A 13,211-nucleotide genomic window follows, 5' to 3' on the forward strand; every position below is an offset into this window, starting at 1 on the left:
TCGGCATCATTCGTTGGGTTAACATCCTGCTTTACTTGTTCATAAGCAATTTCGGCATACCACGCTGGCTGTGGATCGTTAAACCCGCCACTTAGGCTGTACCCTTCTTTGGTAGGGTTATAGCGCCCCATCACCTCGTGATTACCAATACTGCCAAATAAAGGGGCGTTTTGCAGAATTTCACCGCCATTATAAGGAAAACCAGGTAGATACTTTTGATACTTCCCCTGTAATGCAGGGAAAAACCCGGGGGCATTATCTTTTACTTGATCAAACCATTCAGAAGCGCGGTCAGGCACATTTACAAAATCTCCAGCAAACAATACAGCATCAGGTATACCTACCGTTTCAACCACTTTTTGGTAATTTGCGGCTACATTTTTCTTTGATTATAAATCTGAGGTCAGTAATATTTTTAACGCAGCACCTTTAGCCGGAGCCGGTGCTAATGTGAACGATTTACTTGTAAACTCAAACCCCTCACCATCTTTACTTGAAATAGAATAATCTAAGCGTTCACCTTGAGTGAGTCCTTTTGCCGTAGCTTCATGGCGAAATACAGGGCGGTAAGTCAGGCTCTCATATTCTTTTTCAAATTGTGCAGATGATGCATCTTCCATCATACGTGTTAATTTTGTTGTCGTTATTTCTGAGGTTGATTCATCACCATAAAACAGCGTATGTTCAGTACCTTCAAAGTTTGTAAACCAAACAACATTAACTGAATCCTCCGTTGGTAACTGTAAAAATGGATCATTGAGTAAAGCATGCTCGGGGTTAGCAGTTATCGGCACTTCGACCTCAACAGGCACTTCAACCTCTACAGGCACCTCAACTGTTTTATCATCACCGTCACAAGCAAACAGCCCTAAAGCTAAAAAAACAATACTAAATGATCGGATAACCGGGGGTATAGTTTTCATTTTTTCTCCATAAATTAGCAAATTAGCAAGCAGCAATTATCCAGCGCTACTTTCATTTTTATGAGTAGGGTTTAACACTCAATAAATACAAACGAGCAAAACCTTGGGGTAATACATGCAATCCACAAACACTCAAAGAAAGTAAATACATTTACTCATTATTTAAATGTCAAAAAAATGCTAACAAACGCATAAGTCAACGGTGTTACAACCACACAAATTAAGAATAAAATATTTATTAACTATGCAAATTAAAATAATAATTCAATCAATTATGTTCACAAAAAAATATAACCTTATAAAACCCTTATCTATCATTAACTAACAATTAAGTACGATAAATTTAAAGCAAAAGGAATAGATTTGTACAACACTGTAGAAAAACTAAAGATGCAAATAGCAATCACTATCTTTTTTATTTATAGGATATATAATAGCGTTTATGCAATTTCAATCGCTATTTATAAAGGACCGTAATGCAAACTAACCTCCTCAGTACGGATACGCTCGCGCAGCCACGCATACTCACACCCAAAATTAAAAACAAATTATTATCAAATAGTTATAAATATAAGGTGGTTCTTCGTTTTATCGCGGCTATTGTTGGTGGCTATGTATTCACCAGCTGTTTTATATGCTTATTGGCGCTCGTACTTCCTTTAAGTAAGCTCGATGCTGTGCTCATCAGCACTACAATTTCGGTATTTGTTTATACCTGCGTATTTATTTGGTCGTTTACAGTAAAGTCATTAGCCCGCATTTGGATCACTATTTTACTAACAACTGGCCTCACCACACTGGCACTTACTTTGATTAAGAGCGGATTATGAAAGAGAGTTTTTTTCGTTCGATGACGTGGCTACACACTTGGGTTGGGCTGCTGGTATGTTGGTTATTATTTTTAATCTATTATTCAGGCACCATTAGCTTTTTTCGCGATGAAGTCACGCTTTGGTCACAGCCCGAGGCGCATCAAATAACACATCAGTCTGAGCGTGTTGCAATGCAGCCAACACAAATAATAGCAGCTATAAAAAACTTACAAAACACGGCTCCAAATTCACCGCAGTGGCGAATTTCATTACCTGACGCGCGTAACGCACTACTAAGTTATGGCTATGCTAAGCCGCGCGAAGAAGGACAGCGCAGAGCACCGTTTGAAACCACTTATTTAGATCCAAACACCAACCAGATCACTGATGTACCAAGAGAAACCAAAGGTGGTAACTTTTTTTACCGGCTTCATTTTGACTTACATTATATTGATGTGGGAACCGCTCGTTGGCTGGTTTGTTTAGCCAGCCTATTTATGTTGATTGCACTCATATCTGGTGTCGTTATTCACAAGCGTATTTTTAAAGATATGTTTAGCTTTAGGCGTAATAAAGGGAGCCGCAGTTGGCTTGATGGGCATAATATTTCTTCGGTATTAGCTTTACCTTTTCATATAATGATCACCTACACTGGGCTTATCACTTTAATTTTTATGTTGTTTCCATACCCCGCTAATACCATGTATGAAAAAGGCTTAAGTGGATTATTTAATGATGCTTTTCCAACAAGCATTCGCCCCGAACCATCAACAAAAAGCGCTCCTTTAATAAACATAAACACTATTTTGGATCAGGTTTATACTAAGGCTCCAAACGCTGACTTAACACGCTTAACTATTCGCGATTCTAATAAAAAATCAGCCACTGTAGCTGTTTATCTTAGTAACAAAAATAGCGTACAAGATGCCTCACCAGTATTGTTATTTAATGCAGTGAACGCCGAGCTACTATCAACATCAGGGATGAACCTAAGCGGCTCACAAGTATTTTATGACTCGATGACGGCACTGCACACCGGCCGTTTAGCAAAACCATTATTGCGCTGGTTGTATTTTTTATGTGGTATAGCGGGTTGTGCAATGATTGCCACCGGCTGCGTTATGTGGGCAAAACGCCTACGTGAGCGTATGAAAAATAAATCGCCTTCATTTGGTTTAAAGTTAGTTGAAGGACTAAATTTAGCCACCTTAATGGGGCTACCATTGGCAACCTGCGCATTTTTTATCGCTAATAGACTATTACCGCTAACCATGACTGAACGCGCAGATAAAGAAATACTAGTGTTTTTTCTAACTTGGCTCGGTGTTTCTTTGTTTGCATTATTTAAACGCGCTAAGCGTCAATGGTTATTCTTTGCAAGGTTAAATGCACTGGCGTGCATAAGCGTTCCTATAGTTAATGCTTTAACAACTAATGGTAATATTGTTAGTTACTTAGTTAATAATCAATGGGCACTTTTTAGCTTTGACTTGCTATGCCTGGTGTTTGGCGCTTTGTTTATTATACAAGCCAAAAAATTACGTACTCAACACCCAATAAAAAAAACAAGCAATTCACGCCACCGCGATAAAAAAGCAACACAACAGGAGCAAGAAACGTGAACGAGTTACTGCATTTTAGCCTCTGCTTGCTGGCATTTAATGGTTTTTCACTCGCAAAGTTTTCCCATTTCCGAGATGTTTTTAATCAAAAACCGGCACAATGGCAAAGTAATTGGCTCGTGGTGTTTTCTTGGATCAGTATTTTACTAAGTTTATACCTTAGCATTGTTAAATTTGGTGCTTATGGCAGTTTGCTTTTTTGTGGCTATATGGCGCTAAGCCTTTTAATTATAATGGCTTTTTATAGTTTTAAGCGTAATTTGGTCAAGCTCATGAGTATATGCAATTTAATACTAATACTGCTTATTGGGTTATTTTTAACCGTTTATTAGGCTTAGTTAGTAAAAACGTGATCTGAAAAAAGGCAAACTAAATTAGTTTGCCTAATAGGTAGGGATACTGTGTCGTTAAATAGTTTAATGAGTAATTACTGACTCAAATTTAATATAACGTAGCTTTATTGCAAATTTATTACTCAGCTTTCGCCTTAAGGAGATTTATGCCAGTCTAACTGCATATCCCACACATATCGGTTATCGCTTTCTAACGGAGCTTGAGACTCATCAACAGTTTCTAACACATTAGTCGCTTTGTTAATGGTTGCATCGCGGCCAAATAAATAACTTTGCTCTTTAACGATGGTAAAATAGGCTTTGTTAAGCTTTAAAGCACGCTGTTTTGAAGGAGTGATCAGCTCGTAAAGGTTTTTAGCTTGCTGCACTTTGGCTTTATTTACGCTGCCGTCTTGGTTAAACCAGCGCATTAACATTTCTTGGTTTTGTCTAAACTCATCACCGCCACCAACGCGCTGAAAATAAGTTAAAAACTCACCTTGTTGCTCTCCTTTATTAGGCACATCTGTCATCGCTTTTAAATTTATGTAACCCCAACCATCTCGCCCTTCAACTTTACGTGGAAACGAAAAACTTTGGTCATACGTTGAGCCCACCGTTTTATGGCAACCATTACAAAAGGCCAACTCTTGCTCATGTTGTGGCCGCAGCTCACCCTCTTCATTTTCAATGTAACCATTAATTGTCCAGCCAAACATATTATTAATGCCTTGCTCGCCTAAATAACGCGTTTGCGGCAAGTTTTCAAAATGCTTTTCTTTAGCTTCTTTATAATACGATGAGGCCAATAACTGCTTTGACTTAAAGCTATGTTTTTTCATATAGCGTACTTCTTTCATACGTGGCGCATTATAAATTTGTCCATTTTCGTCCACACCAATATAACGCACAGTATGTAAAAACTCGGTGTCTTCTGGGTATAATTGATAACTCAATTCAGTTTGGCTGGCATCGCCAACATAGTGGCTTTGTTTACTGATAGCGGCTATAAGCTCGGTTAATTTTCCATCATTATTTAAATCTTTGCCAATTAAGCGCTCTGATAAGTCAGGAGTGGTAATGGTTGATAAGTCTTTTACAGCCATTTCTACTAAACTTAAATTTGCCATATACACGTCTTGATTGTATTCACCGTTTAGCTCACGAAACGGCTTACCTAAACGGATCATTACATCCCCCGTTGAGCCATTAGTTGGCCAAAACGTGCTGGGAAAAGGTTTATAATTAAATGCGACCCAATGGCTGCCATCGCTTGCAAAGCCTTGCTCATCAAAAGCACGTTCCGGGTAGGCTAAATTTTTAACCTCGGCGACTTCTCCTTGCCAGTCGGGGTTTGCTTTAAGCTTATTAATAAAGCGTGAATAATTGTCTTGATTCACCCAACTCATAATTTGTTCATCTGAGATTTTGCCAATCAACTCAGTGCGGTCAATAAATAAATTTTTCCAATGATTTTTTAAGCCTAAATCTGAAAACTGATAATCCCCTTGTAAGCTACCATCGTTCATCTGATTTGGACGATTTTTATTGTTGTGGTCAGTTTGATGACACGCATAGCACGGATTATTTGTGCCCTCTGTTTTGGTATAACACTGCGGCGGAATAACCGATTCTGGGTTATATACTTCCCCGTGCTGCATATAAGCAAGTGCAGGTATATCATCGCCCACGTTATAAGGTGCTGTTTGAAGTGGTGGCGTTATAACATCACCAACGACAGTACTTTGGATGGCGTTATCAAAACAACCATTTATTAGTGCAAGATTCACTAATAGAAAAAGGGGAATAAAAAATTTCATTTTTATGACTCACTTTTTTAGCGCAAAAAATGGGCAAACTTAACAAGTAAGCTTGCCCAATAGTGGTTTATTTAGATTTTGGGTCGTACATCCATAATGTGTTGTTTTCTTGAAAGCCATCTTCACCAATAATAATGCGGCCATCACGCATAACAATCACGTTATCAGGTTGAGAAAGCTGATCCACATCACAGCGCTCAGAACCATTTAGCGTTGAACGATAAGTTGCTCCCATCACCACAGGCTCAATTCGCGTTAAGCTGTAGTTGCTATCAATGTGCGCACGATAAACACCGCCACAGTCTTTTACGCGACTTGAAAGCTGAATATCGCCTTCATCATCAATCATGGTGTTATCTAAATCAGCAATACCAATGTACATATACGCTTTATTAACCACTTCATCGGCAATCATATCTTGGCCGGTGATAGCTTCTAAAACACGGTCATGGTTAATGCTAATACCTTCAAGTTTACGCCACTCTGCAGTTGCCCCTTTTAAACGCGCCGCTTGGCGAGACTCTAAAAATGCTGCGCGGTTATCCATAGGCTTACCTGCGGTCACAGGACTGCCGCCATCAGCTTCGGTTGGGTAAGTTGCATCACCATTTGCCCATGCTTCTACATCAGCCATCGACATATAACTGGTTTTACCCTCGACATAATCATCGCTGGTAATGTTGTCATACTCGCTAATCCAGGTTTCTATATTAGCGTTAGTACTGGTTGCAAGTTCAACCCATTCAACATCAAAGCCAGTGACTGTTGGCTCATTTAAACCGGCATCTTGGGTTAGCTTAGCGCCGTAAAGTGTACCAGCAGATAAGTCTTCAGGTTGGTCAGCAATAAATTTAAACATCACGCCGCCGGTATCATCTTGTGATGAATAAACGGTGCGTCGATCTGGCATTACCACTGAGTTTTCATGTTCGTAACGGCCGATAGTGAAATGCTTAACCACATCAGGTGTATCTGTTGTTGGGTTTTTTATCTCTGCGGTATAACCATATCGGTATGGGTTTGGAAAATCAGGAGCAGTTAGTGCTTCAATACCATCTGTAGCGGTATCCGCAGGGTCATTCCACGATGCGTTAGTGGTTGAATCAACAGTTGAATTAACAATCCACTCTTCAGATGTCAGCGGTGTTCCCCATGGCGACACTGAACCAAAACAATTCGCTGCGGTGCCTTTAACACCGTCAAAGTCAATCATCATAGCGTCAGTGACTGACCACGCGCCTTGCGCACTTTTTGACATTTTTAAACGGCTTACACCCCCTGGGTATGACTCCCAGTTAGTAAATAAATAGCCTTCATTTTCTCCAGATGCGATAAAGCCGTTAAAATCGGGGTTATTATTTTCAAGAATTTTTTGGTTGTTGTTAATACCATAATGAACACCTAATCCGCCCGCTAAGCCGTTATCGCCTAGCTCCGAATAGGTATCACCCGTTTGCCCTAAAATCTGATACTCACCGACCGCCGAGATCACAACTTGGCGCTCAAAGTCGCTTTCTGGCACCGGTGAACTAACAATGTTTTTTGGTAAGTTGTTAAAATTAATTCCGCGTAAAACCCCCACTGTGCCACGATTAATCACTTTATTATTGACATTATCTGTTGCTGTATTTGTATCAGACGGATGTTGAACATTAAAAAACAAGTCACCCATTTCACTCAAAAATATACCGGTTACTTCTGCGCCTGCGGGTACAGTTGCTAAACGAGTAAGGCCAGAACCGCCATTACTTCCGTCTACGCCATTTTCTCCATCAACACCATTACTACCATCAGCCCCATCAACACCATCAGTTCCATTACTACCATCAACGCCAGGAGTGCCCACTTCCCCAACTGGACCTGCTTGACCTTGCTCACCGTCATCACCATCACAACCTGTGAGGGCCAACGTAATCGCCGCGGCGATTAAAGAATATGCTACACGCTTCATTTTGTACTCCGGTTACTATTTATTGTTGGTTTAACGCGGACGTAGTTTGGCGTGCCGATATGACAGTGGTTTTACAAAAAAATGATATTTTAGGAAAGACTATTTTAGGCCGATATAAATCGGCCTAAAATGATATAAAAGTGTGTAAAGGGGGTTTACATAGGGCTTTGTTTTACAAAAATCAGTTCATCTGTGTTAAAGCCTTTCGCTTTAGCTGTTTTAATAAAATCGGCTTTTCGCTCTTCACTAATTGTTGGAGTGCGCGACAACAACCATAAATAGTCTTTATCGTAACCGGTTACATAAGCATAATTATAGTTTTCTTGGTCGAGCTTAAAAACCACATACGAGCTATAAAAAGGCCCAAAAAACGACACTTTTAAGTGACCAACATCTTTGCTATCTACAAATTTGGCTTTACCTTGAGCTTCGCTCCATTGTTGCTCTTTGGTGTTGTAACCTTTATTAACCACTTTAACGCTACCATCATCATTTATAGAATAATTGGCAGTTACTTGTTCAAGGCCCTCTTCAAAAGAATGATCAAGGCGTGCAATTTCGTACCATTGCCCTTGAAAACGATCCACCGAAAAAGATTTTACTGGGGTAATACTTTCAGGTACACCTGTACAACCTGCTAATCCTGCGAAACTAAGCACACCTAAAAGCACAAATAGTTTAAATTTCATTGTATTATCCTTAAAAATAAAAGTGATGTTTAAGCTTAACCAATACGTATTATTGGCAAAAAAGTTCACTTAATACTAGTGGTTCAATAAAGCTTAGGTTAGGATCATTTTTTTACCTACTAAATAGAGCTAATAATGAAAATATGGGTTGATGCAGATGCCTGTCCGGTAGTCATTAAAGAAATTTTGTTCCGTGCTGCTGAGCGCACTCACACTGAAACAATATTAGTTGCTAACCACACTATGCGCATCCCCCCATCAAAATTTATTAGCCGCTTACAAGTGTCGTCTGGTTTTGATGTTGCCGATGACGAAATAGTTAAACGCATAGAAAAAAACGATCTTGTGATCACCGGTGATATCCCGCTTGCCTCTGAAGCTATAGATAACGGCGCGCAGGCACTAAATCCGCGAGGTGAACTTTACACCACAGAGAACATTCGTAGTCGCTTAAACGTGCGCGATTTTATGGACACAATGCGTTCAAGCGGTGTAGAAATGAGCGGTGGGCCACCGCCACTCAGTCAGAGCGACCGCCAAAAGTTTGCCAATAACCTCGACAAAATACTCGCACAAAATAAATGAATAGCCCGCTAATTGGTTTTGGCGACACGCAGCCAAAAGTGGCGGTATATATTGCTAACCGCCCACCTATGGACGAGTTTACCCAGCTTGATTTATTACAGCCTCTGGTTAATGGGCAAATTAATACCATTAACCAAGCCTGTGGTAATGGTTGGCGAAAAGTATTTAATGTGTATGCTAAAGTACTTTTTGCACTACCCAGTGAGCATTTCACGTTTGCAAAGCAAGCGACTAGCTGGCAAAACTACCGCGACACGGCGCTATTGCAATCAGCCAGTAAAACAGTTTTATTATTTAGCCCACCCAAATTAGAAGATAATAGTTGCTTACATATTATAGCCGGGCGCACCCATGCAAAAAACTTACTACAACAAGGCTTATTAAACACCCAATTGAACTGGTTAGATGACGAGTTTGCCATTGATAAAGCCAATAAACTGCTTGTTTGTCCTTACTTTGACTATCGCCAACTGAGTAATATAAAAATACTCCGCTTGAGTGAATTAGCCGCACAATGTTTTTGCTAAATAGGGTTAATAGTCAAACTATAACTTAGTTAAGCATTAAAATAGGTGATCAACCATTATCCAAAAATAGCTACGTTCAACCTCTTTATTTGGTGTTAATGAAGTCATACTCGTATTTGATTTTGTTATTCGTGTTAACGTCATCGAATGTGTAAAGGCCAGTGTTGCCGCTGTGCTTTTTGAGATTGCACAGGGTATTGATAAAAACCACTCGCCGATGAACGATGCGCATTTCGCGAACTTGCGTCAACTCAATTGGTATTTCCTGGATTTTTATAAATCGTCTAACTTTTGAAATAGTTCTGTAAAACGCAGACGTAAATGTTCATCTTCGCCTGCGCTATACTCTGACCTCACTCTATCTCGAACCGCTCGAAATCCCACGACGCCCCGAGGATCACACTTCTTCCTCAATTGAGATTAATGATGTGAACTTAAACACGATGAAACACGTCCTTGTGTAAGCATCGCTTAACGCACATCCATGCACTGCTATTACTCATCATTATCAATTTCGGGGATGAGCACGGGGGAGCAACCTCTTCATGCCCTTTGAATGTATCGTAGATGTCGATTTTTAGCGTGGAAAATCGCTTTTAAATTGCTTTACTTTCATGCAGTGAACGCTGAATTACTTGATAGCAAATCGCACGTTGTTGTTCTTGATTTAAATTTACTTGCCGCATAGAGAGAATCGTTTTCACTAGTTGCTTATGTGAAACAATTGGAAAAAGTGGCCGCTGCTTGAGTTCGACAAACCAACCAGGAAAACACAAAACAGGCAAAACTTGCGTGTTAAAACCAGTTGATCCATATAACCATTTATTCACCCAATTTGCTTGATTTTTAGCTTGTTCCAACGGCTTACTTTCAAACCAAGAGGGAAATGCTAAATGATTATTTTCAAATTTAACTTTGTAATTTTCATCGTCTTTTATTCGTTTATGTCTGCCTTTGGTTTCAATAGCAAATATCCCATTTGGCCCAACCACTAAATGATCGATATTAAAACCATCAGCTTGTATATCATGAAATACTTGATACCCGTGTGACTGTAATTCTATAAGTTCAGAAGCAACAGCCAACTCAGCATCACGCCCAAGCTTTAACTTTATTAAATGATTAGACTTAATCCAAAGCTTTCTAGCTACATAGGCTAAACCTAGCAAGATTATAATAATTAGAAAATAATTGAGATTACCGCTAGCAAATACGTCTGCAATGCCTTTAATTGCAAAGGGCATTGTTACAATAAGCGTTGCTAAAAATATTAAACCAATAAGCTCAACTATTTTTTCATTCACTTGTTCATTGAGTGTTTGAGCCGCAACTCGCTTTAATTTATTGCGCTCAATAGGAAGTTTAGCATTGCTTTGGTGTGACCAAATACGAAAAAACAACACGCCAATTAAAGAATAAACGCATGCAATAATAACTAAAAGGCTTAAACCTTGGTTTAATAAATCATCCATGATGAGTTCCTGTAATAACAACTCATTCTTTATACATTAAAAACAGTTACATGTCGCGTTTGCGACGGCAACCAAAGGGAAGTAACCGCCGAAATCTCTTTGGAACCTCTCGGCGCCCCGAGCATTTTGCAGTTTCCTCAATTTAAATTAATGATATGAACGTAAATTCTGTGTACTCGCCGTCCATGGCGAAGTCACAGCTTAACGCGCATCCATGCGCTGCTATTACTCATCATTAATTCAACTTCGGGTGTGATCACGGAGGAATTGTCTAAGCAGCTATTTTCATATTTGTCGTTGGTTATAGCGTTATGTATATTTAATTATCTTAGCTGCTCGAGTCAATTTAATGGATTCCAATTTAACCTCATCATTAAGCTTTCCTAAATACCGTGATTTAGTTAAAAAACTCAAATATGGTAAATCATTACCTACCGCTATTTATTTACATAAAAGCTCACTTGAACCAACACTTCAGCCAGAGCTACTAAGTTTTATTCAGAGCACTATAAACCAATTAAACATTAATGAGCCGTGGAACTTACTAAAACTCTATAAACGCGACTTAAAATTTACACTGCTAAACTATCCCGACTTTGATGAATACGCTTACCCTGCACTTCATACCAGCCATATAATTGATGCTGATGAGCTAACTATAAAAACAACAAATTACAGTAGCTCAAATAATCCGCCTATTTTGCACCGTAAAGAAACCTTTGTTCTCCCAAGTTATCCTCAATACCAATTATTTAAAGATATAACCGAGGAAGGTGAGCAAATAGGCTTATACCAAAACACCAAAAGCATTGGTTTTAAACAGCAGTGGCAGAACTTAATTAAACGCAAAGGCTTTGAACTAGATGAACAAGGCAGACTAAACAAAATAGCTGATCTACCAGAACCTATAATTGAACATACACCACAAGCAATACAGCGCCATTTAACTGCTATAAATCGAGATAGGCTTTCAGCACCTTTTCAAAAACTGGCAAAGTATGGTTATTTAAATGGAGATTATTCAATACTTGATTACGGCTGCGGCTTAGCTGACGACGCAACAGAATTAGAAGCACACGGATTAAATATAAATGCGTGGGACCCAGTACACAGGCCAAACGGAAATAAACAAACGAGTGATATTGTTAATTTGGGCTTTGTACTCAATGTTATTGAAGATCAACAAGAGCGTAAAGAGACTTTAAAAGCAGCTTACCAACATACTAAAAAACTGCTTTTAGTATCGGTAATGCTGGCCAATGAGGCCAAACAAGAACACTTTAAACAATATAAAGATGGCGTAATTACTAAATGGAATACCTTTCAAAAATACTATAGCCAAGCCCAAATAAGAACTTACATAGAGCAAACGCTTAATATTAAAACGATGGCATTTGGGCAAGGCATTATCACTATTTTTAAATGCCCTCAGTTAGAAGAGGCTCATCACCTAGAGCTGCAATTTCAAAACTATAACTGGCAGCACATAACCCAAAGGCCGCAGCCAAAAGCACTACCTAAAGCTCAGCAAAAAACCTTGCTTGAGAAACACCAAACATTGCTTGATGATTTTTGGCAACATTGCCTGCACTTTGGCCGATTACCTGCAAATGACGAGTTTGAACAAAGTACAACACTGCGCAAATATTTCGCCAGCCATAATAAAGCATTTAGCTTGCTACAAAACTACTATGAACAGAATGAATTTGAACAAGCGCAACAAAAGCGAAAACACGATTTATTGGTTTACTTTGCACTTAGCCTATTTGGTAAACGCCAAGCTAAAAGTCATATGCCTGCAAGGCTAACGCGAGATTTAAAAGTACATTTTAGCGATTACAACCAAGCATTAGAGCAAGCAAAGCAACTGCTTTTCTCAATTGCAGAACCTGCTAATATTGGTAATGCTTGTTACCAAGCCTTTGATCAAATTCAGCTCGGTGAGTTACACGACAACCACTCATATATTTTACCCACTCGTTACTTAAACCAGCTCCCCGCAATACTGCGTGTATACATAGGCTGTGCAGTGCAATTGTATGGCGATATTGACGACGTAGATTTAGTAAAAATACATATGCGATCGGGCAAAGTAACATTTTTAAAATACGATGACTTTAATAAAAAGCTGCCGCTACTCACTGAGCGAATAAAAGTAAAAATGCTAGAGCAAGATATAGACTATTTTTACTATGGCGATATTTACCCCTACCAGCCCTTTTATAACAAAGTAGATTATTTACAAAAAGGCAGTAACGAATACAAAAACCAACAACGCTTTGATAAAAAGTTAGCTGATATGCTCAAAGGCGTAGCCAAAGCAGAGTGGCCCAATTGGCCTATTTTACAAAAGGTGTTTGACTATTGGCGTGTTGAATTGAAGGGAGATAAATTTTTTAAAAAATAAGAGCCTTTTTAAAATGCCAGATTGCTGGCGGCAACCAAAGAGAAGTAACCGCCGACTTCTCTTTGGAATCT

At 39.1% G+C, this 13,211-nt stretch carries 11 protein-coding genes and 1 pseudogene; 6 read left to right on the forward strand and 6 right to left on the reverse strand.

What is annotated here, in order from left to right:
- Together ACT3RM_RS06320 and ACT3RM_RS06325 are read right to left on the reverse strand one after the other, a co-directional pair.
- Window positions 1–356: pseudogene (locus tag ACT3RM_RS06320) on the reverse strand (metallophosphoesterase); the annotation flags it as partial.
- Between the two features lie 33 nt (window positions 357–389).
- Window positions 390–923, reverse strand: coding sequence for a hypothetical protein (locus ACT3RM_RS06325; protein ID WP_441994685.1), 534 nt, complete (start codon window positions 921–923; stop codon window positions 390–392).
- A 476-nt stretch (window positions 924–1,399) separates the two neighbouring features.
- On the opposite strand from ACT3RM_RS06325, the gene ACT3RM_RS06330 reads away from it, so the two are divergent.
- The 3 genes from ACT3RM_RS06330 to ACT3RM_RS06340 are packed head-to-tail and all read left to right on the forward strand — an operon-like array spanning window position 1,400 to window position 3,689.
- Window positions 1,400–1,753, forward strand: coding sequence for a hypothetical protein (locus ACT3RM_RS06330; RefSeq protein WP_441834395.1), 354 nt, complete (start codon window positions 1,400–1,402; stop codon window positions 1,751–1,753).
- A complete protein-coding gene (locus tag ACT3RM_RS06335) occupies window positions 1,750–3,357 on the forward strand; it encodes a PepSY-associated TM helix domain-containing protein (RefSeq protein ID WP_441834394.1) in 1,608 nt (535 codons plus the stop codon). The genes ACT3RM_RS06330 and ACT3RM_RS06335 overlap by 4 nt, the downstream gene beginning before the upstream one ends.
- Window positions 3,354–3,689 (forward strand): DUF3325 family protein, encoded by a 336-nt coding sequence (locus ACT3RM_RS06340; protein WP_441834393.1) that lies wholly within the window; start codon window positions 3,354–3,356, stop codon window positions 3,687–3,689. Before ACT3RM_RS06335 ends, ACT3RM_RS06340 begins: the two co-directional genes overlap by 4 nt.
- A gap of 155 nt (window positions 3,690–3,844) precedes the next feature.
- Here the strand turns inward: ACT3RM_RS06340 and ACT3RM_RS06345 are convergent, their stop codons facing one another.
- The 3 genes from ACT3RM_RS06345 to ACT3RM_RS06355 form a co-directional block, all read right to left on the reverse strand.
- On the reverse strand, window positions 3,845–5,509 hold the full coding sequence (locus tag ACT3RM_RS06345; protein WP_441994684.1) for a hypothetical protein: 1,665 nt from the start codon (window positions 5,507–5,509) through the stop codon (window positions 3,845–3,847).
- Between the two features lie 67 nt (window positions 5,510–5,576).
- Entirely contained in the window at window positions 5,577–7,460 is a 1,884-nt protein-coding gene (locus tag ACT3RM_RS06350) for an alkaline phosphatase PhoX (protein WP_441994683.1), read from the reverse strand.
- Between the two features lie 155 nt (window positions 7,461–7,615).
- A complete protein-coding gene (locus tag ACT3RM_RS06355) occupies window positions 7,616–8,149 on the reverse strand; it encodes a lipocalin family protein (protein WP_441836163.1) in 534 nt (177 codons plus the stop codon).
- 135 nt (window positions 8,150–8,284) lie between these two features.
- On the opposite strand from ACT3RM_RS06355, the gene ACT3RM_RS06360 reads away from it, so the two are divergent.
- Both ACT3RM_RS06360 and ACT3RM_RS06365 read left to right on the forward strand, forming a co-directional pair.
- Complete coding sequence (locus ACT3RM_RS06360) at window positions 8,285–8,734, forward strand: YaiI/YqxD family protein (RefSeq protein WP_441992967.1); 450 nt, start codon at window positions 8,285–8,287, stop codon at window positions 8,732–8,734.
- Entirely contained in the window at window positions 8,731–9,261 is a 531-nt protein-coding gene (locus tag ACT3RM_RS06365; RefSeq protein ID WP_441836165.1) for a DUF6942 family protein, read from the forward strand. Before ACT3RM_RS06360 ends, ACT3RM_RS06365 begins: the two co-directional genes overlap by 4 nt.
- Before the next feature lie 596 nt (window positions 9,262–9,857).
- Here ACT3RM_RS06365 and ACT3RM_RS06370 read toward each other — a convergent pair.
- On the reverse strand, window positions 9,858–10,733 hold the full coding sequence (locus tag ACT3RM_RS06370; protein ID WP_441992968.1) for a nuclease-related domain-containing protein: 876 nt from the start codon (window positions 10,731–10,733) through the stop codon (window positions 9,858–9,860).
- Window positions 10,734–11,082: 349 nt separating this feature from the next.
- Between ACT3RM_RS06370 and ACT3RM_RS06375 the strand changes: the two genes are divergently transcribed.
- Window positions 11,083–13,140, forward strand: coding sequence for a DNA phosphorothioation-associated putative methyltransferase (locus ACT3RM_RS06375; RefSeq protein ID WP_441994681.1), 2,058 nt, complete (start codon window positions 11,083–11,085; stop codon window positions 13,138–13,140).
- The last annotated feature ends 71 nt before the right edge of the window (window positions 13,141–13,211 follow it).

The sequence above is a fragment of the Pseudoalteromonas sp. AOP7-A1-14 genome (assembly GCF_052376275.1).
GTDB lineage: Bacteria > Pseudomonadota > Gammaproteobacteria > Enterobacterales > Alteromonadaceae > Pseudoalteromonas.

Bases quoted from the DNA above. Each gene is read 5' to 3' on its own strand.
- ACT3RM_RS06325 (WP_441994685.1), bottom strand. From the start codon at position 923: ATGAAAACTATACCCCCGGTTATCCGATCATTTAGTATTGTTTTTTTA.
- ACT3RM_RS06330 (WP_441834395.1), top strand. From the start codon at position 1,400: ATGCAAACTAACCTCCTCAGTACGGATACGCTCGCGCAGCCACGCATA.
- ACT3RM_RS06335 (WP_441834394.1), top strand. From the start codon at position 1,750: ATGAAAGAGAGTTTTTTTCGTTCGATGACGTGGCTACACACTTGGGTT.
- ACT3RM_RS06345 (WP_441994684.1), bottom strand. From the start codon at position 5,509: ATGAAATTTTTTATTCCCCTTTTTCTATTAGTGAATCTTGCACTAATA.
- ACT3RM_RS06350 (WP_441994683.1), bottom strand. From the start codon at position 7,460: ATGAAGCGTGTAGCATATTCTTTAATCGCCGCGGCGATTACGTTGGCC.
- ACT3RM_RS06355 (WP_441836163.1), bottom strand. From the start codon at position 8,149: ATGAAATTTAAACTATTTGTGCTTTTAGGTGTGCTTAGTTTCGCAGGA.
- ACT3RM_RS06360 (WP_441992967.1), top strand. From the start codon at position 8,285: ATGAAAATATGGGTTGATGCAGATGCCTGTCCGGTAGTCATTAAAGAA.
- ACT3RM_RS06365 (WP_441836165.1), top strand. From the start codon at position 8,731: ATGAATAGCCCGCTAATTGGTTTTGGCGACACGCAGCCAAAAGTGGCG.
- ACT3RM_RS06370 (WP_441992968.1), bottom strand. From the start codon at position 10,733: ATGGATGATTTATTAAACCAAGGTTTAAGCCTTTTAGTTATTATTGCA.
- ACT3RM_RS06375 (WP_441994681.1), top strand. From the start codon at position 11,083: ATGGATTCCAATTTAACCTCATCATTAAGCTTTCCTAAATACCGTGAT.